The organism is Flavobacterium flavipigmentatum, from assembly GCF_020911905.1.
Taxonomy (GTDB): Bacteria; Bacteroidota; Bacteroidia; order Flavobacteriales; family Flavobacteriaceae; genus Flavobacterium; species Flavobacterium flavipigmentatum.
The window spans coordinates 3,578,018-3,600,472 of the sequence record NZ_CP087133.1; the positions used below are offsets into that span (position 1 = coordinate 3,578,018).

Below are 22,455 nucleotides of genomic sequence, written 5' to 3' on the forward strand. Positions count from 1 at the left end.
ACCTAAAAAACATGAGTACTAAAGAAAAAGTAAGAGAAAAAGTTCGGGAAAAAGAAGCGACTGGTTTCAATAACGAAATCATTGTTTATAATGATGATGTAAATACTTTTGATCACGTAATTGAGACTTTAATGCGCGTATGCCAACACACTCCCGAACAAGCAGAGCAATGCTCGCTGATCGTGCATTATAACGGAAAATGTACCGTAAAAACGGGTCCGATGGACAAATTAAAACCACAATGCACACAACTTTTAGAAGCAGGACTAAGCGCTGAGATTGTTTAGATTGCGAATTATTTATAAAAACATTCTATTTTTTTCTATATTTGAATAAAATAGAATGTTTTTTTATGGAAGAGTATGGCAAAATATTAATTATTGCCTCACCTATTTTTTTAGTTTTAATTATAATTGAAAAAATATACGGCATTTACAAAAAGGAAGATACTGTACCCTTAATAGACAGTGTTTCCAGCGTTAGCTCAGGGATGACCAACTCTGTAAAGGATGTTCTGGGGCTAAGCCTGACGTTTATTTCGTATGAATGGCTGGTTTCAAAAATAGCTTTTCAACATTTAGAAGCCAACGCACTCTCCTACTTCATCGCCTTTTTTGTCATTGATTTTTATGGCTATTGGAGCCATCGTTGGGCACACCAAATTAATTTTCTCTGGAACAAACATGCCATTCATCACAGTAGTGAAGAGTTTAATTTGGCTTGTGCTTTGCGCCAGCCCATTGCAAGTTTGCTTAATCTATTTACTTTTTTATTGATTCCGGCTGCTCTTTTAGGTGTTCCAGCAAAGGTAATTGCTATCACTTTGCCATTGCATTTATTTCTGCAATTTTGGTATCACACTAAACACATAAAAAAAATGGGGTTTATCGAAAATATTTTGGTAACACCGTCGCATCATCGTGTACATCATGCTATTAATCCAGAGTATTTAGACAAAAATCATTCGCAAATTTTTATTTTTTGGGACAAGCTTTTCGGTACTTTTCAAGCAGAATTAGACGATGTTCCTCCTGTTTTTGGCATTACAAGACCGGCTAATACTTGGAATCCGATACGAATTAATTTTCAGCATTTGATTTTATTAATTTCGGATGCATGGCGCGCTGAAAATTGGAAAGACAAACTGACTATTTGGTTCCAACCAACAGGCTGGAGACCCGCAAATTTTGAAGAAAAATATCCTGTAAAGAAAATAGAAAATGTATTTAATTTTGAAAAATACGGCACGCAAAATTCGCAAAAACTAATTTTTTGGTCGGTTACGCAAGTTTTAATCACTCTTTTGTTTGTTACTTATCTGTTTGATAATGTAGCTAAAATTGGTCTGCCTAATATTTTTATTTATGGATTTTTTATTCTGATTACCATTTACAGCTACTCTGAATTGATGGACAAAAACAAAAATGCGATTTTCTGGGAAGGTTTTCGTCTCGCGATTGCTATCGGAATTATATCTTTTTATGGCGATTGGTTTGGGCTAAATGATGTATTATCCTTTAGTACTTATATCATATTGGTTTATTTGATAGTATCTTTTTTGGCGACACTTTATTTTGTTCAGATAGATTTTAAAACTGAGCCAAGATCTTTTATCAATTCTTAAAAACTTTTATGAAAAATACACTATTCCTCAAAATTTATATATTTTTTGGGCTCTTTTACCTTTTTATTTTACTCTCAGGAAACGAAAGTCTAGATGTATTTTTAAAACCATTTTTGATTCCATTATTAGGAGTTGGTGTTTATTTGAATGAAAAATTTCCATCCAAAAAAATTCTTTTGACGGCATTGCTGTTCTCTTGGATGGGTGATATAGTTTTGATTTTTACTGATAAAGGCGAAATCTGTTTTATAGTAGGTTTGGTCTGTTTTTTAATTTCGCATTTGGTTTATTGTCTGCTTTTTAGCAAGCAAATCAAGACTAGATCAACAAATAACAAAATTACTTTTGGAGCTGGAATACTGCTTATTATCCTCTATTTGGCTGGAATGTTAGCTGTTTTAATACCCCATTTAGGACCATTAAAAATTCCAGTCACCGTTTATGCCAGCGTAATTTCTGTCATGCTTTTATTTGCTTTTAATGGATTTTTGGTTTGGAAAAAGCCCGGAAAGCAATTTATTTTTGTTGGTGCTATTGTGTTTGTAATGTCGGATAGTATTTTGGCTATTAACAAATTTTATGCACCAATTGAAAGAAGTTCTTTTTTTATTATGCTTACCTATCTTGTGGCACAATATCTGATTGTAGTGGGTATCCTCAATTTGAATTCAACATTCAAAAAAATACAGGAAAAATAAGACTGAAGCAAATTGAAGAGATTTTTTTACTTTTTAATCCTTTAGTCTTTGGCAAAAAACTTTTTACATTTGTATCAATATCTCAAACTATGAAAAAAACAGCTTTTTTTATCGCCATACTTATTTTAACAGCTTCTTGTGTAAGTACGAGATCGACTTTGAAAAATGTAGATGACAACGCACCCGATCTGATTTTGAAGAAAGACAATACTTTTGCCATTACTTTGTTTAGCAAAGACAAAAAGTACGGTTATGACCCTGACTATCCGGTTAATATTTTTTATCAAAATACCAGAGACGAAGCCCTTAACGAAAATCGGTTTCTGAATGCTTTGGCGGGGCCTAATGGAGAAAAAATCACCTATACACGATTGGAAACCTGTTGTCCTTTCCCGACCAAAAGAAGCGACATGGGTGCCGGATTTCTTAATGTGTACGAACTTAAATGGGAAGGACAAAAAAAACCGGTAACACTTTATCTCAATGTTTACGAAAAAGGTATTTTGATGGTTCCGATGGGATTGAGATTGAAGCAATAAATGTATTGCATTTGATTGTAAACCCAGCAAACTGATTAAAACATAAACGAAAAATATAATTTTAGAAAGAATGCAACAATCAAAAAATCATACTAAAGTTGAAGCTCCGAGTTTTAATTTACAGCATTATTTAGACAGAATTAAGTTTTTTGGACCAATAGAATTAAATTTTGAAGGTATAAAAAAGCTCATGCAATGTCAGCTATTTAGTGTTCCTTTTGAAAATATTGATGTTCAGGCAGGAAAAATTATCTCGCTGTCGGGTGATGACATTGTAGACCAAATTGTTCATAAAAATCGAGGTGGATATTGTTATCAGATTAATGGTTTGTTTTCTCTGGCATTGCAGGAAATTGGTGTTCCGCATTACTATGTTGCAGCACGCCCTCTGGTGAATCCCGGGCAAAATCCTAAAACACATTTGGCGATCATTGCAACGATCGAAAATGAAGCGTATTTGATTGATTTGGGCTTTGGCGGTAACAGTATCAGAGAACCTTTGAAACTAAGTGAAACCGATCGTGAGATTCAGCATGATTTTGATACTTTTACTTTGGTTACAACTGAAGAGGGTGACTTTTTACTCCGCGTTTTAATTGGAAAAGAATGGTCTAATTTGTATTCCTTTGATTTGACGCCACAAAAATGGATTGACTTTAAACCTGCCAATCATTATAATTACTCGCATCCTGATTCGTTTTTTGTACAAAACTTGATTGTTGTTTTGCAGAATCCGTTGGGCAAAAAAATGCTTTTTAAAAACGCAATCAAATCGGTTACAAATGGAACAAGCGAAATTGTGTCTATTGAAAAGGATCAATTACCGACTATTCTGGAAACCGAATTTAACATTACAATCGACAAATAATGTTGAATTCTTTTTGCTGCGAACTGCACTAATTTACGCTAATTTTTAAATTGATTACGATTAAGGCATTCCTGAAATTTCTTGAAAACGTATAGCAATAGCCCTGATAGCAGTGAATATCCTTTTTTGAGAAAGCCTATTTTTTCTGGTTTTGGCAGAGCGACCAACGGAAGCTCCTGCAAAGACCAAGAAAAAAAGGATTTGGAAAAAAAGATAGGAACGAATAGCAGGAATAGCTTCTTAAAAAAAACTTAAATCAAGAACCGTAAATAGTAAATCATAACTACCTTTGCACTGTCAAAAAAACATATTATGAACATACAACATATTCCACAAATTAAGCATACTGAAAGCGGTAATTTCTTTTTATTGGCGGGTCCTTGCGCTATAGAAGGTGAAGAAATGGCGCTGAGAATTGCCGAAAAATTAGTTGGTATTACCGACAAACTTCAGATTCCTTATGTATTTAAGGGATCATTTAAAAAAGCCAATCGTTCTAGAATTGATAGTTTTTCTGGAATTGGTGATGAAAAAGCATTGAAAATTTTAAGAAAAGTTTCGGAAACATTTCACGTTCCGACCGTGACCGATATTCATACTAATGAAGATGCGGATATGGCAGCTCAATACGTAGATGTTTTGCAAATTCCTGCTTTTCTGGTGCGTCAGACCGATCTTGTTGTGGCAGCTGCCAACACAGGAAAAGTGGTCAACCTGAAAAAAGGGCAATTTATGAGTCCGGAAAGCATGAAACATGCGGTACAAAAAGTGCTGGACTGCCACAACGAAAATGTGATGGTTACAGATCGTGGTACTATGTTTGGTTATCAGGATATGATTGTAGATTACAGAGGTATCCCGACGATGCAGCAATATGCTACAACGGTTTTGGATATAACGCATTCTTTGCAACAGCCTAACCAAACTGCGGGTGTTACGGGCGGAAGACCTGACATGATTGAAACTGTTGCCAAAGCGGGAATTGCTGTTGGCGTTGATGGTATTTTTATAGAAACCCATTTTGATCCTGCAAATGCAAAAAGTGATGGTGCTAACATGCTTCATTTGGACTATTTTGAAGGTTTGATGACCAAATTGGTAGCGATTAGAAAAACAATCAATACATTTTAATTTTTAATATTATTTTCAATTGAAAGCAAAAATTATATTTTTTTTTATGTTGTGTTTTTCAGTAAGCACATTTGCTCAGGAAGAAATTGCAGTACAAAAATACACAGCTCATAATAAAGGTAAATTTTTCGTTTCCTGGGGAGGAAACAGAGATAGCTATACAAAATCTGATGTAAACTTTAGAGGTAAAGATTACAACTTTACAGTAGCAGACATGAAAGCACATGATAAGCCAAAAGGATATCATATTGATTATATAAATCCGGCAAACATGACGATTCCACAAACTAATTTTAGAATGGGGTATTTCATTAACGATCATTATAGTGTTGCTATTGGTTGGGATCACATGAAATATGTGATGACTCAGAATCAAACGGCTAATGTGACTGGTACTATTAATTTACCTGCTGATCAAGCTGGATCTATTTACAACGGACTTTATAATAATACTCCTGTAGATATGTCTCAAGGTGGTGCTATTGAAGGCGGTTATGATAAAGGTGTTACTAATCCAAATGGTACTGCTTTTTTAATGTACGAACATACAGATGGTTTGAACTATATTAATACTGAGGTTTCCAGACATGACGATATTTCGAAATGGTTTGGTTTGCCCAATACAGATAAAGTTCAGATTAACTTGACTGAAGGTTTAGGAGCTGGGGTTTTATTCCCAAAAACAAATTCAACTTTATTAGGAATGGACCGTCATGATGATTTTCATATTTCTGGTTTTGGTGTATCTGCAAAAGCGGGAATCAACTTTACTTTCTTCAAGTATTTTTACTTACAAGGAGAGCTAAAGGGTGGTTATATCAATATGCAAGATATTAGAACCACGCAGAGCAGTGAAGACAGAGCTTCGCAAGACTTTTTCTTTTTTCAAAGAATTATTGCTGTTGGAGGAATTTTTAGAATCTAATTCTTCTCATAAAATTTATATAAAATAGTTGTCAATTAATTTGGCAACTATTTTTTTTATAATTTACTTTGTACTTCAAAGTTCTTTTAATCATTGTTAAAGTATTAAAAAAAGATAATTCTCCTAAAGTGTAATAATGTACTTTTAGCATTTAAAATAAAAAGATGAAAAAACAAAAATATGTGTTTCTTGGAATTACGTTTCTGCTAAGTTTTGGCCTTGCACTGTTTGTAGCAATGTCTGTCTTCCCTAACAATCCGTTTTTAAAAACAAAGACAGAAAACACCATAGAAAGTAAACTTAAAGATGGCGATATTATTTTTCAAACCTCGCAATCTCCTCAATGTGAAGCAGTGCGAATTGCAACTAATTCAAAATTTTCGCATTGTGGTATTATTTACGCAATAGACGGAAAATGGTTTGTTTTTGAAGCTGTTCAGCCTGTAAAACTGACTCCGTTTAACGAATGGATTCAGCATGGAAAAGACAATAACTATGTTATAAAAAGATTAAAAAATGCTGACCAGGTTTTAACTCCGCTTGTCGTACAAAAAATGCAAAATTACAGTCAGCAGCTTGATGGAAAAGAATATGATGCTTTTTTTGAATGGACAGATCAGCGCATTTATTGCTCTGAATTGGTTTGGAAAATATACAAAAATAGTGCTGGAATTACTTTATGCCCTTTGCATGCTTTGAAAGAGTTTAATTTAAATGATCAACGTGTACAGGAAATTTTGAAACAAAGATACGGAAATCATATTCCGCTAGATGAACAGGTAGTAGCTCCTTCTAACCTGCTAGACTCAGATTTGCTGGAAACTATCATAGACAATTATTAAAAAATTATTCTAAAACCTACCACACGAATCGCTATATAAAGAAGTATCATTGATGCTTTTTTATTTCTCTTTAAACTTTGAAAAACAAAGTACTTTTAAAAAAATTATATGAAAGATCTATTTATTGAAAAAATGTATGAATGGTCGAGAAAACCCTATCAAAAATACATCAAAAGAAATGCGCCTTGGGATATTACCAAAGAAGAATTATTAGACTTTCCAACGGGAAGTTTAGGTCGCGGAATTGGCGATTTTCTTATGCAAAATAATTTTGATATTCAGGAAAAACTAGAAGATCATGATGTTATTCACGTCCTAACCAATACTGGAATATCTGTTAAGGACGAAATCGCAATGCAGTATTATCTTTTAGGAAATAGAAAAAAGAGCCTGTATTTATTCTTGGTTATTCTTTCGGGAACGATCTTTTATCCTACTGAAATTGGGTATTTTTTAAAAAAATATAAAAGAGGACAAAAGGCACTTCCTTTTTATTATCTAGATTTTTCTAAAATGCTCCTTACTCCTATTGAGTCCATCCAAACTACTTTTAAAATTTAAAATTTTATGAAAATTTATACCTCAGCATCTATTCAAGAACAGCAATCTACAGAATTAGCCATCGGAAGCTTTATTATTAGTACGTTGCTATTTATACTTTATATCACAGCAAAGAAGAGCGCTGACATTTTAATTATTGCTGCCCCTTTTATCGCTTCTGCCATTCTGCTTAATCTTATCATGCTGTCTCATTTAACAGATCTATTTGTTCGTAAAAGCCAGCATCGCAAAGATATTGCGGTAAAAATTTTAATTCTGTTATCCAATATTCCGATTGCTTTTCTATATTATCTCGTTATAATGAAACTTTAAGCTCCAATTTATAGCAAAAAAAGCCACTCTTAAAGTGGCTTTATTATGACTATTATTTCTAAACTCTTAGTTAGAAGCTGGCAACACGATTCCGTTTTGATCTACTAAATAGAGTAACGAAGCCATAGTGGCAGCACCAAGTTCTAATTCTCTTTTGTTGATAGCATCAAATTTATCATTTGCTGCGTGATGGTAATCAAAATAACGTTGTGAATCGGGTTTAAGACCTACTTTTACTAATGTTTTAGAAGTTAAAGGATCAATATCAGAACCACCGTGGCCCATTGTAAAACTGTGCACCATATACGGTTCAAAAAAGTCTTTGTAGCCTTGAATTTTTTTCAAATTCGCATCATCTGCATCAATAGAAAATCCTCTAGGAGTAAATCCGCCAGAATCACTTTCTAATGCAAAAATGTGGTTTTCTTTATTCTGTTTAGCAACCTCTTCGTATTTTTTTCCACCTCTGGTACCGTTTTCTTCATTCATAAACAAGACAACACGAATCGTGTTTTTAGGCTTATAATTAAAGCTTTTCAAAATTCGAATTGCTTCCATACTTTGCACCACACCAGCCCCATCATCATGTGAACCATCTGCTAAATCCCAAGAATCCAAATGTCCTCCAACAACCATGATATCTTCCGGATGCTCTTTTCCTGTAATTTCGCCAATCACATTATATGATAAAACGTCTGGCAAAGTTTCACAAGATTGTTTAAAATAGAATTTAAGACTTGGATTATTTTTTAAAGATTCACTCAATAACTCGGCACCATTGGTACTAATAGCGGCTGTTGGAATGTACTGTTCTTTTGGCAAATCACCATAGCTTTGGTTTCCTGTATGCGGAAAATCATCTAAGCGCAAATTCATCGAACGAACGATCGTTCCTACTGCTCCTAATTTTGCCGCTTCTTTTGCTCCTGCATATCTTTGATCTACACAAGCTCCGTACGATTTGAAAGTCTCAATATTTTCAGGGTCCATTGGTCTGTTATAAAACACAATTTTTCCTTTTACTTTATCTCCTAATGCAGCTAAATCTGCTATTCCTTTTACTTCAATAACTTCGGCAGTGATTCCGGTTTTTGGAGTTGCAACAGAACTTCCAAGGGCGCAAATTGGCACAACTGTCTTCGTTTTATTGTCTAGAATATAAGCCGTTTCTTTTTCGCCACGTACCCAATGCGGTACCATTACTTCTTGCAAATATACTTTGTCAAGATCTAAAGTTTCTAACTGCGCTTTTGTGTATTGTACTGCCTTTGCAGCACTTTCAGAACCCGATAAGCGACTTCCTATATCATTAGACAAATACTCTAACCACATATAACATTTGGAGTCGGTTAGCGCTTTTCTGTAAAATGATTTAATGTTTTTTTCGTCATTTGATTGTGCAAATGAAGTTAATCCGCTTAAAAGCACTACAGTTAAAAGAATCGTTTTTTTCATAGGTTAATTGTGTTTTTTGGGTTTTCGTTTTATTGGTTTCACAAAAGAACAAAATTCTTTACAACCCGACGTAGTTTTTTTAAACCTTTTCAGAAATTCGAAACAAAATTATTTTACTTCTATAGTTTTATTTTTTAAACCGATACCATTTTCATTAAAAGCCTCAATCGTAAAAAAGTACTTCGTTCCTTTGTCCAAGCCTCTAAAATCATACTTATCAGCGTCATACACCATGATGGTATTGTATAATTTATCCTTCTCTATTCCGTAATAAATGGTATATCCAACGGCATCAGGTTGCTTTTTCCAAGATATCATTGCATTGCGGGAATCTTGTAAATTTCTGTCAACTTTAAAATTGTTAACCATTTTTGGTTTCGCCAACAATCCATTTCCAAACACTCTAAAATCTGAAATCGCAAATAGTCCGGAAGCATTATGAATGTTCTCCATTTTAATGTAACGTGCCATAATTGGTTGAATCAACTCAAGGTAATCGTGAGGAGCATCTTTATCATTTTGGGATTTATCAACAACCAATTTCCAATTTTGAGCATCATCAGACATGTAAATTTTATATTGGTAATAAATGTCCATTGCTTTATTGTATTGTGTGGCTTTGTGATCTGCGTAATTAATTTGCAGGGCATTTATCTGCATCTTTCTGCCTAAATCAAGTTGCAGCCACTCGCCAGGTTTATCTGTTGTAGCAGACCAATAAGTTTGAATATTCTCATCGGTCAGGTTTTCTGCATTATAGCAAAACTTTTCGAATACCTTTTTGCCTCCATTATCCACCCTGTGCGTCTCAACGTCGCTGCATTCTTCAGCAGAAGAAACTGTTACCGCTTTTTTGTATGAAAGTAACATCCAGCCCGAAGAAGCTCCTTTGGTATGATCCCGCTGTTGCGTTGGTAACATGATTGGAAAATCTCCGTAGGAAGTGATAGAATACATGATATCATCTTTATCAAATCCTGCCGGAAACATATCGATACGACGCTCAAATCGGTCTTTTATCGAAATTTTACACGTTCCTGTATTCCAGTAATTTCCGTAATTGTCTGCAAAAGTATTTCCGTGTCCCGCACCAATTACAAAACCTCCAGGTTTATACGACATCGGATTGTGATTTTGATATACGAATGGGCCTAACGGATTATCACCTACATGAACCCCATTTGCATAGCCTTTAAATTCGGTTGCCGGTGCGCCATATTGCATATAATATTTTCCGTTGTGTTTGGTCATCCATGCCCCTTCTATAAAATTTCCCCATGGTGCTGGCTCCATATCATTATTAGGGCCGAAACGCTCCCATCCATGATTGGACGGATCTAAATTGACGACCGCTTTTATTTCGCCGTAAGGCTGCTGAATATCCTCTACTTTAGTTGCTCCATATAATTTACGATAATCTGCCTGATTTCCTTTTGGAAGCCACGTTTTATAATCTACTTCAACTCCTACGAGTGGTAATTTTCCGCTTGAACCATAGTACATATATACTTTTTTGTCGTCGTCCTGAAAAATAGCAGGATCCCAGGTGGGTAACATCGCTGTGTCAACATGTCTTAACCAGCGACCCGATTTTGGATCAGCTGTTTTCCAAACCGGATGGTCTTTTTTCCAGGTAGAACCTACATAAAAAAGTGTGTCATTTACAACCCAAGCCGCAGGAGCACATTGATCATCATCGGCAGGTTTTCTTTGAAAACTTCCGTAAACAAAATTCCAGTCGGCCAGATCTTTGCTCCAAAAAAAACCTGCCTGATTGGTGGCAAACAAGTAATAATCTCCTTTGTAATTAATAATCACTGGATCTGCGCTAGAACGGCGCGATTCCGGAATTCCGTTATGATTATTAGTCGTGTAATTGTAGCCAATATTGATCGGATTACAATAGGTTGTAGCTGGCTTATTGGGGTCAAACCATTCTGTTTTACCCGGAATCTGCTGTGCCGATAAATTACCGTAAAAAGCAATCATTAGAATCAAAAGTAAAATGCAATATCGTTTATTCATTTTCTATAATTTTAGGGATTAGTAGATTTTAAATTAAAAAAAAGCCCTTCGTTTAACCATTCACGAAGGGCAATTACTAATAACAAACCAACTATTTAGTTAACTCAAAACTAACTTTCTTATCGGCATTTGAATTTCCTCCTACGAAAACATCAAACTGCCCTGGCTCTGCTACAAATTGTAAATCAGTGTTATAAAACTTTAAATCTTCCACCGTGATTTCAAAAGTCACCGTTTGTTTTTCTCCTTTTTTAAGGTTGACTTTCTGAAAACCTTTCAGTTCTCTAACCGGTCTGGTTACAGAACCTACTAAATCTCTTATGTACAATTGTACGGTTTCTTTACCTTCAAAATTTCCAGTATTGGTAACCTCTACGGTAACCTTTAGTTTTTCGTTAACATTCATTTTATCAGAAGAAATTTTAATATTCGAATAATCGAAAGACGTATAACTTAATCCGAAACCAAAAGGAAATAATGGTTCATTTCTCTCATCGATATAATTGGATCTGAATTTTTCGAACTTACCCTCTGTGTTAGAAAGCGGTCTTCCTGTATTTTTGTGAGCGTAATAAATAGGCAGCTGCCCCACGCTTCTTGGAAAAGTAGCAGTCAATTTTCCGGAAGGATTTACATCTCCAAACAAAACATCGGCAATTGCATAACCTGCTTCTGTTCCGGCAAACCAAACATTTAAAATCGCTGGAACAGTATTGTTTTCGTCCTGAATAACCAAAGGACGGCCATCAAATAATACTAAAACAACTGGTTTTCCTGTTTTTAATAATGCATTTAATAAATCTTTTTGTGCCTGCGGAATCTCTAAATTGGTTCTACTGCTGGATTCTCCACTCATTTCTGCCGATTCTCCAAGTGCCGCCACAATAATGTCTGATTGGTTGGCTACTTTTAGGGCTTCTGACAATAATTCTTCTTTTGAGCGAGCATCACGATGCAATGTTTTTCCGAACATTGTAGCGTTCGTCTCAAAAGTTTCATCATAATCTAAATTGCTTCCTTTGGCATAGAGCACTTTTACAGACTTTCCGGCCACTTCTTTGATACCATTCAATAACGTAACCGAAGTTCCTTTCTTGGTCGCCACACTCCAAGTACCGGACATATTTTCTTCGGCTTCAGCCAAAGGTCCGATAAGCGCAATTGTTCCCGACTTTTTAAGCGGTAACAATTGGTTTTGATTTTTTAATAAAACCAATGATTGAGCGGCTATTTTGCGGGCTTCTATTCTATTATTAGAAGTAAAAATATCCGTTTTGGCCCTTTTTATATCACAATATTTATAAGGATCTTCAAACAATCCTAGATCATATTTGGCTTCTAAAATAAGTCTTACAGCTACATCTATTCTTTCTATAGTTACTTTTTTCTCGTCAATCGATTTTTTTAGAGTAGTTAAGAATCCTTCTCCTACCATATCCATCTCTACACCAGCATTCATGGCCAAAGCAGAGGCAGCCTGTAAATCGCCCATTCCGTGATCGATCATTTCGTTAATTCCAGTAAAATCTGTCACTACAAATCCTTTAAAACCCCATTGCTTTCTTAAAACATCGGTCATTAACCATTTATTTCCAGTAGCAGGAATTCCATCTACTTCATTAAAAGAAGCCATAACAGAACCTACACCAGCATCTACAGCTGCTTTGTAAGGAGGAAAATAATCATTGAACATCCTGATATGGCTCATGTCTACGGTATTGTAATCACGCCCTGCTTCAGGCGCACCGTACAAAGCAAAGTGTTTTACACACGCCAAAATTGAAGTGTTTTTTGACAAATCATGTTGCTGATAGCCGTTTACCATTGCTTTTGCAATTTGACTTCCCAAGTATGGATCTTCGCCGGAACCTTCGGAAATTCTTCCCCAGCGAGGGTCACGAGAAATATCAACCATTGGCGAAAACGTCCAGTTGATGCCGTCTGCACTGGCTTCCTGAGCAGCAATTTGAGCACTTCTTTCGATTAAATTCATATCCCAAGTACAAGACAATCCAAGCGGAATTGGAAATGTTGTTTCGTAGCCGTGAATAACATCCATACCAAAAATCAATGGAATTTTTAATCGGCTATTTTCAACAGCCAGCTTTTGTACTTCTCTAATTTTTTCGACTGATTTTATATTGAATAAACCACCAACTTTACCTTCGGAAATTTTTTTTGATATATCAGAGCTTTTAGCCAAACCAGTTGTAAAGTCACCTGAACTAGGCAAATTTAATTGTCCTAATTTTTCATCCAATGTCATCTTCGACAATAATTCGGCTACAAATTCGGCTTTTGGTTTGATTTTTACGCTATTTTTAGACTCCTTGTTTTGAGAATACCCCAACAAGGCACATCCTAAAAAGAGTAATACTACTTTATTTTTCATTCTATTGTATTTATATGTTTGTGTGTGTGTTTTAAGAAAGTGAATTAAAAACCGTATTTCGATGAATGAAAACCTAAGTTGATCAAACCTTGTTTAGTCTCGGGCGCATTCATAAATAATTTCCATAATAAACCAGATCTATAATTTTCAATCATAGGAGCAATAGTTCCCTGATCAATGGCCAAATAACGGGGCGTTACCCAATTATACTGTGGTGAAAAAGCATCATAGGGCCCTGCAATACCGACATATTTTGTTTTATTTTCATCATATAAATAATGTAAAAACTTCATTGCCTCTGTTGGAGCAAAAGGAAAAGACGACAAAGCTGCGGTTGGCGAAATTACTCCCGTATCATTATTTGGCTGATGTGCCGTATAACCAGTTGTGCTGTCTGAATTTCTGGTGTAACTTGCCGTAAGTCCCCAACATTTATCAGAGTAGTCTTTCCATCCTTTGGGGTTTGTTATACTGTGCTGCACCATAATTTTGGCGTGATTTTGAGTTAAAACTCCATAATCTGCATATTTATCTTTTAAATTATTTGGGTCAAGTCCCAAATACGAATAATGAGACCAGAACATGGGTCCAACGCTTCCTGTAGCTCCGTTGTAATTTAAAACAACCGGAACTCCGTATTGGGTGCCAGCGTTTATAATTGCTCCGTTTCTTGCCCAAGCTTTATGATATGCAGCAGCAGAAATCGGATGCGTTGGCGAAGATGCAGCCATGATGTACGTGATCAGACATTCATTGTAGCCTTCTAATTTAAAATTCATTTCCCAACCATAATTGGGAGACCAATGCCAATAAAGCGCTTCTTCGCCTTTGGTGTACCAGTCCCATTCTACCCCTTTCCAAAGTTCATCTGCTTTTGCAGCTAATTCTTTTTCGGTCGTGCTTCCGTTTTTAAAATATTCTCTGATAGTAATGAGAGCCTGACAAACAAAAGACGTTTCTACTAAATCTCCTCCGTTATCTTTGGTTCCAAACGGAATTACTTTTCCTGCTTTATTATCCATCCAATGTGGCCACGCACCGTGAAAACGATCTGCTTTTTCGAGAAAATTTAAAGCTGTTGTAAGTCTAGAAACAGCTTCAGCTCTTGGCAAAAAACCTCTTTCTACTCCTACAACAATAGTCATTAACCCAAAACCAGAGCCTCCTGTGGTGATAATATTAGATTCGAAATTAGGATCTTCAGTGTGATATCTTTCTCGAGCCAATTTTGAATTAGAATCGGCATAATCCCAAAAATATTTTATTGCATCTTTCTGAACCTGGTCTAAAGCTTCGGTATCTGTTAGCTGTTTTACTGGAATTACCGGATTTGTTGGTAAGGGTGTTACTCCATTATTACCTTCTGATGAAGAAGACGAACATGAGAGAATAACACTCAAAAAAAGAGGGATATATAAACTGCTTTTCATTTTTTGTAAGTTGTGGTATTTTTTTGTAAAAAATACACCTAGAATTTTTAGTCCTAGGTGTATGATAAAGATGGGTTACCTTTTATTTTTTCTCTATTTTAAAGAGAATTGTAACTTCACTATTAGTAAGATCAAAATCCTACATTACTTGATTCAGCAATGATAATTAAGGATTTAATATAAAGGATTTTGAGAAGACAAAGTTCCTGCTTGTTTTAAGAATGCCGCAGGAATTGGGAACAATTCATGTTTACCCACAACAAAAACTTTATTATTATCTGCAGTAAAAGCAGCTTTAGCCTGACCTGTACGTACTAGATCAAAAAAGCGATCATGCTCAAAAGCCATCTCTACCCTTCTTTCTTTCCAAATTGCAGTTCTAACATCAGCTTGTGATACAGCAGGAGTTGCTCCTAGATTTGCTCTGTTTCTAATTTGATTCAGCAAAGGAATAGCCTCCGAAGTTTGTCCTAACTCATTTAGAGCTTCTGCTTTCATCAATAAAACTTCAGCATATCTTAGGTATTTAATATCTACATCTGTCTCCCAGGCATCTGTGTAAGCAGACGAATAAGCTTTGTAGTTATAGGTTTCATTTTCAACTGTCGTTGGAATTACCCTACCATCGTACAAAGTAGTTCCTCTAAAAATAATGGTTGCAGTTTTTCTAACATCACCAGGCTCATAAGCATTTACTAAACTTTGAGATGGTGTATTGAAACCCCAGCCCCATCCACCAGCACCACGAGCACCTTGTGTGTTTGAGTAACCTTCGATTCCTTTAGCAGGTACAGCACCTTGAGCATAAATTTCGAAAATAGATTCAGAATCAAATTTTCCTGCAGGTCTAAACATGGTAGCATAATCATTGGCAAGTGAATAACCTGTAACTTTATTACAATTGTCAATTACTTTTTGCCAATTTTTTTGATACAAACTTACTTTTGCTAATAAAGCATACGCAGCACCTTTTGATACTCTTGATTTTTCATTGGCTCCATAGGCCGATTTTTCAGGTAATGCAGCAATAGCGTCGTTTAAGTCACTTTCGATAAAGGCATATACTTCAGCAGAGGTTTTGCGTGTCAACTGCATAATTCTGTCTGAATCTGAACCTGGAACAGGCAAGTGGTCTACAATTGGCACTCCTCCAAAACATTTCACTAAAGTAAAATACATAAAGGCTCTTAAAAATTTAGCTTCACCTGCTAATCTGGCTCTTAAATTGGCATCGGCTTTGTCTAATTTAGGCAAAATATTCAAGGCCTGGTTGCATCTATTGATACCATCATAATTAGCATTGAATATACCTTCAACAGAAGGATTTGATGCATTGTAAGTCAAATTATCTAATACGTCTTTATCTGTTCCAGTATCCCCAGGAGATGAACCTTTATCGGCATCATCAGACGTAATACTTGAAAGTCCAATCCAACCAAATGAGGTCATGTCCCAATTCAAGAATTTATTATAAATAGAGGTAACAAACTGAGTTGCACCAGCATCATTATTAAACAATTCGACATCATCAGTAGAAATAGATTCTGTTTGATCTACATCTAAATAATCGTCTGCACATCCTGTAAAAAAGAGTGTTGATAATACAAACGTTGCTATATATATCTTTTTCATAATTTTAAAATTTTAAGTTAGCACCAATTACAAATGATCTCAAAGTTGGATAAGCATCTAACTCTACTCCTTGCGATCCGTAAGGATTTCCGTCACCGTTTAATTCTGGAGAAAATCCTGAGAATTTTTGCGTAATAAACGGGTTAATAGCATTTACATAAATTCGGCAAGCACTAATAAAACTGGTACTTTGTAGTGGCAATTTATATCCTACTGTAATATTATTTATTCTGAAGAAATCTCCAGATTCCAGATAATAAGTAGAAGCAACTGGGACTTGATTGAATGGTGCTGGATTAGAAGCAGATAAATTACTTGCTGTCCAAAAATCAGTTGCAAGAGATGCTTCTATATTTTCGCCAGAAAAACGTTGTGCTTTTTTACCATTGTACACTTTTGCTCCATTGGTTCCGTAACCATCTACAGAAAAATCAAAGTTTTTGTAGTTGAATCCTAAAGAAACTCCGTAATTCGTTTTTGGTAAACTAGAACCAACATATTTTTTGTCGGTAGTAGCGTTTAAAACATTCTGAGTTACTTTGTCACCTGCTGCGTTATAATACAGCATAGTTCCGTTGGCGGCATCAAAACCAGCATATTCGTAAATGTAAAAACTTCCTAATGGCTGACCCACTGTAGTATTATCCAACAATTTAGTATCCTGACCATTACCTAATCCTCCTCCAATAACAGGAGACAGAATAACGTCTTTTAAACCTTTAAGTTCATTTTGATTACCCGAAAAGTTTCCGCCGATATAATAACTAAAATCGTCACTCACTTTATCATCCCAACGTAAAGATATTTCGTAACCTCTATTAGATACTTCACCAACATGCGCAGGAGAAACGTTTGTAATTCCCGAGGTAGAATAAGGTCTTGTATTTAAGATTATATTGCTTGTATTTCTATCGTAAACATCAAAAGTTCCTGTTAATTTACTGTTTAACAATTCAAAATCTAAACCTACAGAAGATTCTTTTGTAATTTCCCAAGACAGACTTGGATCAATTTGAGAGTTAATAGTTGACCCTTCGTTTAAAATAGAACCACCTAAATAAGCATTTTGACCAGATGTATAGCTTGCTCTGTTAAGAGGTACATTTTGATTTCCTAATTTTCCCCAACCTCCTCTTAATTTTAGTAAATTAATTGTTTTTGAATCGGCCAAAAAGGCTTCTTTAGAAATAATCCATCCTAAACCAAAAGCAGGAAATGTACCCCAACGGTAATCTTTACCAAAATTAGATGATCCATCACGTCTAACCGTTCCGGTTACCAAATATTTATCCATCAATTTGTATTGAAAACGAGCTAAGTACGATGCCAATTTCACTTCATTAAATACTTCATCTTTATAGCTGGTAATATTTGTAGCATATTCTACATCTTTTAAAGCCCAGTAATTTGCATCAGTATTTACATTTTTTCTTGCAATAGTCAATTTTTCTCTTGACCCTCTAACGCTGGTTTCAATACCTGCCATTACTTCAACATCGTGAATTTCTGCGAATACTTTATTATAAGTCAAATAGTTCGCCAAATTCCAATTGTAGTACTGCTCTCTTCCTTTAGTTAATAAATTTAAATTAGCATTTGGAAATTCTTTTTCGTAATCGCCCGATACTTTGTTAGGATTTGCCGCTAACCAAATATTTTTAGTATCTGAAAAGTTATATTGTTTCCAAGTGTAATACTCTCCACTAAATTGAGAGGTAAATTTTAACGATTTTAAAATTTCGTAATCTAATTTTAAACCTCCTTGTAATGTGATACTTCTTTGTTCTTCATCAAAAAAATCAAGTTGAGCCACTGGATTCCCTACATTATTAAATGCAGATCCAGTTTGACTCACCAAACCATCTGCACCTACTCTTGACACTCCATATTTTCCATCAGCAAAGCGTACAGGAACAATTGGCGACTGTTTGTAAGCATTTGTAAAAGCGCCCAACGGTTTAGGTGTAGATTTTGTAGAAGTAAAACTAAAGTTTTGGTTTAATGTCAGTTTTTTAGAAATCTTGTATTCATTATTCGTTCTAAAAGTAGTTCGACCATAATCCAATCCGTTTAGAACTGCTTTTTCTTCATAATTCCCTAAGCTGAAAAAATATTTAATGCTTTCGGTTCCTCCCGAAACAGAAACATTATTTTGAGTATATGATCCTGTTCTTGTAATCTCATCAAACCAATCTGTGTTTACAGGCTGATTTTGTGCAAAGGTGTTATTTTGCAAAGCTGAATTAGTAAAACTTGCATATTGATTACTATCAGCCATTTTTACTTTTTTAAGAGGTGATCTTACACCTGCAAAACTCTCAATCTCAACAGAAACTTTGTCACCTTTACCTTTTTTAGTAGTAATAATGATAACTCCATTTGCCGCTCTTGTACCGTAAATAGCCAATGCCGACGCATCTTTAAGGATATCATAAGATGTAATATCATTGGTATTGATATTGTTGATATTATCCGTTTGCATTCCGTCAACCACATACAAAGGTGTTCTTCCTCCCAAAGCAGTCCCCAAACCTCTAATAACAACAGACGGTGAACTACCCGGCAAATCAGACGAAATTACTTGTACTCCCGCCGCTTTACCTTGTATGGCCTGCGAAGCGTTAAGTACCTTTGTTTTGGTGATTTCTTCCGATTTTATAGAACTGATAGCCGTTGTATTGTCTACTTTTTTTCTTGTCCCATAACCAATTACTACCACTTCCTTCAAAGCAGTGTCGCTTGATTCTTTTAAGGCAATATTCATCGTACCTGTAGTTGCAGGAACAGAAACAGCATCAAAACCAAGCATTGAGATTTTTAAAATCTCACCCTCTTTGGCATTAATTGTAAAATTTCCATCAAAATCGGTATCAGCAGAAGTTCTGGAATTAGCAGCACTAATGACAGCTCCCGGAATTCCCATTCCCGTGCCGTCTACTACTTTTCCTTTAATTGCTTGTCCAGACATGTACGCTGGAAGTAGCAAAAGCGCTAAAAAGCTAAAAATAAAATTTTTCATACAGTTCGTAATCGTTTAAGTTAGTAGCGCCAAATTACACAATTACAACGTTGTAGTACATCATTTAGGTCTACTACATAATTACATCAAAACTATAAAAACAACACTTAAATCATTGTAATTCAAATACATATTTACAAATTTCATCTTCATTAACATATCATTATGATGTAGTAATGATGTATTGTAATAATGTAAAAAAAGCACTTTAAAAATAATATATTCTTAAAATTTAGTAAGTAAAATTAGATAGTCAGTAAAAATTTTGGTAGATTTTCTTCTTGAGAAAGGTTTAATTTCTTTCGTAAACGATAACGATGCAGTTCAACTCCTCGAAAAGATATATTCATCATGGGAGCAATTTCTTTAGAAGAAAGATTCATTTTAAGGTAAACGCACAGCTTTATATCCTTGGGAGTAAGGTTGGGAAATTTTTTGGAAAGATTAATAATAAACTCATTGTGAATCTGATTGAGGTTGGTTTCAAAAATTTCCCACTCATGTTTATTAACTTCATTAATTTTGATTGCTTTTTTAATTTCACTTTTCAGTTTATTAAAATCTTTTTCCGAATCTAAAATACGCTGAATGTTCTCTATCATTTCACTTTGCTTCGCAATAGATAATGATTTCCCAGCTACTTCAGACGATTTTGTCTGCAATTCCAATTCAAGAATGTGTTTTTCGTATTCCTGAATATTCAATTCATTCTCAGCTTTCAATTCCATTTCTAGAATTTCTTTCTGATGTTTTAATTCTTCTTTCTGTAATTTTAACTTTTGAAGGTAGCGCAATTTATTCCATTTATAATAAAAGAAAAATATTGCTCCAACAAAAAGCAAATACAACAGTATCATCCAAAAAGAAAAATACCAAGGCTGTGCCACATTAAATTCGAAACTAGAAACTTCATCATAATTAGCACCATTATGTTTATAAATGGCAATAGAGTGAAAGCCGTTGCTCAAATTATTCAAAACAATAAGGCCTTCTTTTATAGAAACAAATTCCTTAGTTTTATCAAGTTTATAAAATAAATTGGGCTTTTGAGCACCATAAATTCCAGATACTACATGAATTTTTAAATCTGAATTAAATTTGATTTTATCATTATTATTTACAAGATTTTGATCGCTAAACGCTTCAATTTTTAACTTTAGATTTTGTTTGTTTGCATTTTTTAACTGAAGCGAAATAAAACCATCATCAAGATTAAGCAGATAATTATTTTTTTCTCTAAAAATTCTCAAATTGTCATTGATCAATTTTCCCTTATAATATTTTTCCTGAATGATATTCCAGACAAACTTATTACCATTGGCATAAATATGATACAAAATCCCGCTTTGAAGCACAATAAAATGACTCTCGTCAATGGCTACGACATCCGAAATATTCTTAAAATTATCATTAAACAATTCGTTTTCTTCCAGTTTATTAGTCAATGAATTGTAGGTGTACCAGGCATTATTTATAAGAAAAAGAATTTCATTTCTAAATTCGAAGATTTTTACACCAAAATCATTCTTGATTTTACTTTGCTGCGTTATGTTTTCAACTTTCCTGGTTTGGTATTCGTCGTTATATAAAACACGATAAAGACCCCGATAATTATCTGCCGCCCAAAGTTCGTTCTTCTTATTCTGAGCAACATATTTGATTGGTTTAGAAAGATTTTTAATCGTTTTATTTTCCTTTAATTTAGTAGCGTCATCATAGACTAAAATCCCACTGTAATTAGATTGAAAATAAGTATTATTGATAGAACTTTTAGATAAATTCCAACCGCCATTAATCGCATTTATTTTAGAAAAAAGACCATTATTGTACACAAAAGTACCATCATTATGACCTATAATATATTGGTTATTAATTTCTGTTATATTCCAGGCTTGTCCTTGCGTATTTGGAATCATAGAAAATTTTCCGGATCCGTACTCAAAAACACCATGATTAGAAGCTATTAAATAACCATTTTTTGTTGGCGCTACCGAATAAACGGAGCCCAAAACTCCTGTATTATCATAAAAAATAGCAATTGGAGAATTTACCTCAACATGCGCAATTCCGTTATCCAGACCCAGCCATAAATCGTTTTCTTTATCTACTCCAATACTCAAAATAGAGTTGTTCATCAAAACATTGTTACGATCAATATTTTTGTACAAATTGGTATTCAAATCAATAATATAAACCCCTTTATTTCCGGTACCGATAACTAATTTATTATTATTGATAAACTTTGCAACATTGATCGTCGTTTTCTTCAAAGTTTCATTTAATGGATTACTCCAAGGAATCAGATTGTTTTTTCCAACAATAAAAACACCTTTTTTCTGCGTAAAAATATACGTCTTTTTCTGGTGTTTTTCGATGGCGTGTACGACACAGTTTTTAAGTATATTCCACCCTTTTGGATTTGCAATTTTAGCATCCTCCATCTTAAAAACCCCTTGATCAACCGAGGCCACATAAACACTGTTGTCTACCACAAAACAGTAAGAAATCAAAAAAGGAAATTTGATTTTCTTTACCTGTTTTCCCTTATAAATAAAGACATCATTGAAAGATTGGAAGTAAATAGCTTCATTAAATTTGAAAATTTTCCAAATTTCTTCGTTGTCTTTTTCATCAAATAAATGAAGGTTTTTGGTCATCGAAACATAATGCATCTTCCCCTCTTTTCTATACCAATAACCAAATTCTTTGTAAGAACCCGAATAAATCTTATCACCATCGACCATTATAGAACGAATGATGGTTTTATTAGGCAAGGTATATTTCTCCCAAATTACGCCGTCGTATCGTAGCAAATAGTGATTATTGGCAAAGTACATGGCATTATCATTTCCCTGAACCACATTCCAGATTTGGTTGTCACCCTGATAATTTGATTTATTATAATTTTCAACGAAAGGAAGTAATTCTTGCGCTTGAATTGGTGAAACTATTAAAAAGAAGAAAAATGCTTTTAGAAGTATCGATTTCAAAATATTCGTATT

At 34.5% G+C, this 22,455-nt stretch carries 17 protein-coding genes; 10 read left to right on the forward strand and 7 right to left on the reverse strand.

Annotation, left to right across the window (positions count from 1 at the left end; all coding sequences use genetic code 11):
• Window positions 1-11 precede the first annotated feature (11 nt).
• The 10 genes from LNP22_RS15340 to LNP22_RS15385 all read left to right on the forward strand — a co-directional run bounded on the left by LNP22_RS15340 (window position 12) and on the right by LNP22_RS15385 (window position 7,500).
• Window positions 12-287, forward strand: coding sequence for an ATP-dependent Clp protease adaptor ClpS (locus LNP22_RS15340; protein WP_210666644.1), 276 nt, complete (start codon window positions 12-14; stop codon window positions 285-287).
• A 65-nt stretch (window positions 288-352) separates the two neighbouring features.
• Window positions 353-1,624 (forward strand): sterol desaturase family protein, encoded by a 1,272-nt coding sequence (locus LNP22_RS15345; protein ID WP_229974244.1) that lies wholly within the window; start codon window positions 353-355, stop codon window positions 1,622-1,624.
• 8 nt (window positions 1,625-1,632) lie between these two features.
• The gene (locus tag LNP22_RS15350; RefSeq protein ID WP_229974245.1) at window positions 1,633-2,322 is read left to right on the forward strand and encodes a lysoplasmalogenase; all 690 of its coding nucleotides are present in this window, start codon (window positions 1,633-1,635) and stop codon (window positions 2,320-2,322) included.
• Window positions 2,323-2,411: 89 nt separating this feature from the next.
• Complete coding sequence (locus tag LNP22_RS15355) at window positions 2,412-2,861, forward strand: 2-dehydro-3-deoxyphosphooctonate aldolase (protein WP_229974246.1); 450 nt, start codon at window positions 2,412-2,414, stop codon at window positions 2,859-2,861.
• Between the two features lie 70 nt (window positions 2,862-2,931).
• Entirely contained in the window at window positions 2,932-3,729 is a 798-nt protein-coding gene (locus tag LNP22_RS15360; protein WP_229974247.1) for an arylamine N-acetyltransferase family protein, read from the forward strand.
• 312 nt (window positions 3,730-4,041) lie between these two features.
• Window positions 4,042-4,860 carry a 3-deoxy-8-phosphooctulonate synthase gene (gene kdsA / locus LNP22_RS15365; protein WP_229974248.1) on the forward strand — a complete coding sequence of 273 codons (819 nt, stop codon included), beginning with the start codon at window positions 4,042-4,044 and terminating at the stop codon, window positions 4,858-4,860.
• A gap of 46 nt (window positions 4,861-4,906) precedes the next feature.
• Window positions 4,907-5,785 (forward strand): hypothetical protein, encoded by an 879-nt coding sequence (locus tag LNP22_RS15370; protein WP_229974249.1) that lies wholly within the window; start codon window positions 4,907-4,909, stop codon window positions 5,783-5,785.
• A 164-nt stretch (window positions 5,786-5,949) separates the two neighbouring features.
• Window positions 5,950-6,627, forward strand: a complete 678-nt coding sequence (locus LNP22_RS15375; RefSeq protein WP_229974250.1) for a YiiX family permuted papain-like enzyme — start codon at window positions 5,950-5,952, stop codon at window positions 6,625-6,627.
• A 108-nt stretch (window positions 6,628-6,735) separates the two neighbouring features.
• On the forward strand, window positions 6,736-7,188 hold the full coding sequence (locus LNP22_RS15380; RefSeq protein WP_229974251.1) for a hypothetical protein: 453 nt from the start codon (window positions 6,736-6,738) through the stop codon (window positions 7,186-7,188).
• 6 nt (window positions 7,189-7,194) lie between these two features.
• Window positions 7,195-7,500: a hypothetical protein gene (locus LNP22_RS15385; RefSeq protein ID WP_229974252.1), complete on the forward strand. Its 306-nt coding sequence runs from the start codon at window positions 7,195-7,197 to the stop codon at window positions 7,498-7,500.
• Window positions 7,501-7,566: 66 nt separating this feature from the next.
• Here LNP22_RS15385 and LNP22_RS15390 read toward each other — a convergent pair whose 3' ends face one another.
• From LNP22_RS15390 to LNP22_RS15420, 7 genes are all read right to left on the reverse strand, one after another.
• Window positions 7,567-8,955, reverse strand: coding sequence for a M20/M25/M40 family metallo-hydrolase (locus tag LNP22_RS15390; protein ID WP_229974253.1), 1,389 nt, complete (start codon window positions 8,953-8,955; stop codon window positions 7,567-7,569).
• 108 nt (window positions 8,956-9,063) lie between these two features.
• Window positions 9,064-10,980 (reverse strand): discoidin domain-containing protein, encoded by a 1,917-nt coding sequence (locus tag LNP22_RS15395; RefSeq protein ID WP_229974254.1) that lies wholly within the window; start codon window positions 10,978-10,980, stop codon window positions 9,064-9,066.
• 91 nt (window positions 10,981-11,071) lie between these two features.
• Window positions 11,072-13,372 carry a beta-glucosidase BglX gene (bglX, locus tag LNP22_RS15400; protein ID WP_229974255.1) on the reverse strand — a complete coding sequence of 767 codons (2,301 nt, stop codon included), beginning with the start codon at window positions 13,370-13,372 and terminating at the stop codon, window positions 11,072-11,074.
• A 44-nt stretch (window positions 13,373-13,416) separates the two neighbouring features.
• A complete protein-coding gene (locus LNP22_RS15405) occupies window positions 13,417-14,802 on the reverse strand; it encodes a glucoamylase family protein (protein ID WP_229974256.1) in 1,386 nt (461 codons plus the stop codon).
• A 174-nt stretch (window positions 14,803-14,976) separates the two neighbouring features.
• A complete protein-coding gene (locus LNP22_RS15410; protein WP_229974257.1) occupies window positions 14,977-16,434 on the reverse strand; it encodes a RagB/SusD family nutrient uptake outer membrane protein in 1,458 nt (485 codons plus the stop codon).
• Between the two features lie 4 nt (window positions 16,435-16,438).
• Window positions 16,439-19,453, reverse strand: coding sequence for a SusC/RagA family TonB-linked outer membrane protein (locus tag LNP22_RS15415; protein ID WP_229974258.1), 3,015 nt, complete (start codon window positions 19,451-19,453; stop codon window positions 16,439-16,441).
• A 245-nt stretch (window positions 19,454-19,698) separates the two neighbouring features.
• Window positions 19,699-22,443: a LuxR C-terminal-related transcriptional regulator gene (locus tag LNP22_RS15420; RefSeq protein WP_229974259.1), complete on the reverse strand. Its 2,745-nt coding sequence runs from the start codon at window positions 22,441-22,443 to the stop codon at window positions 19,699-19,701.
• Between the last annotated feature and the right edge of the window lie 12 nt (window positions 22,444-22,455).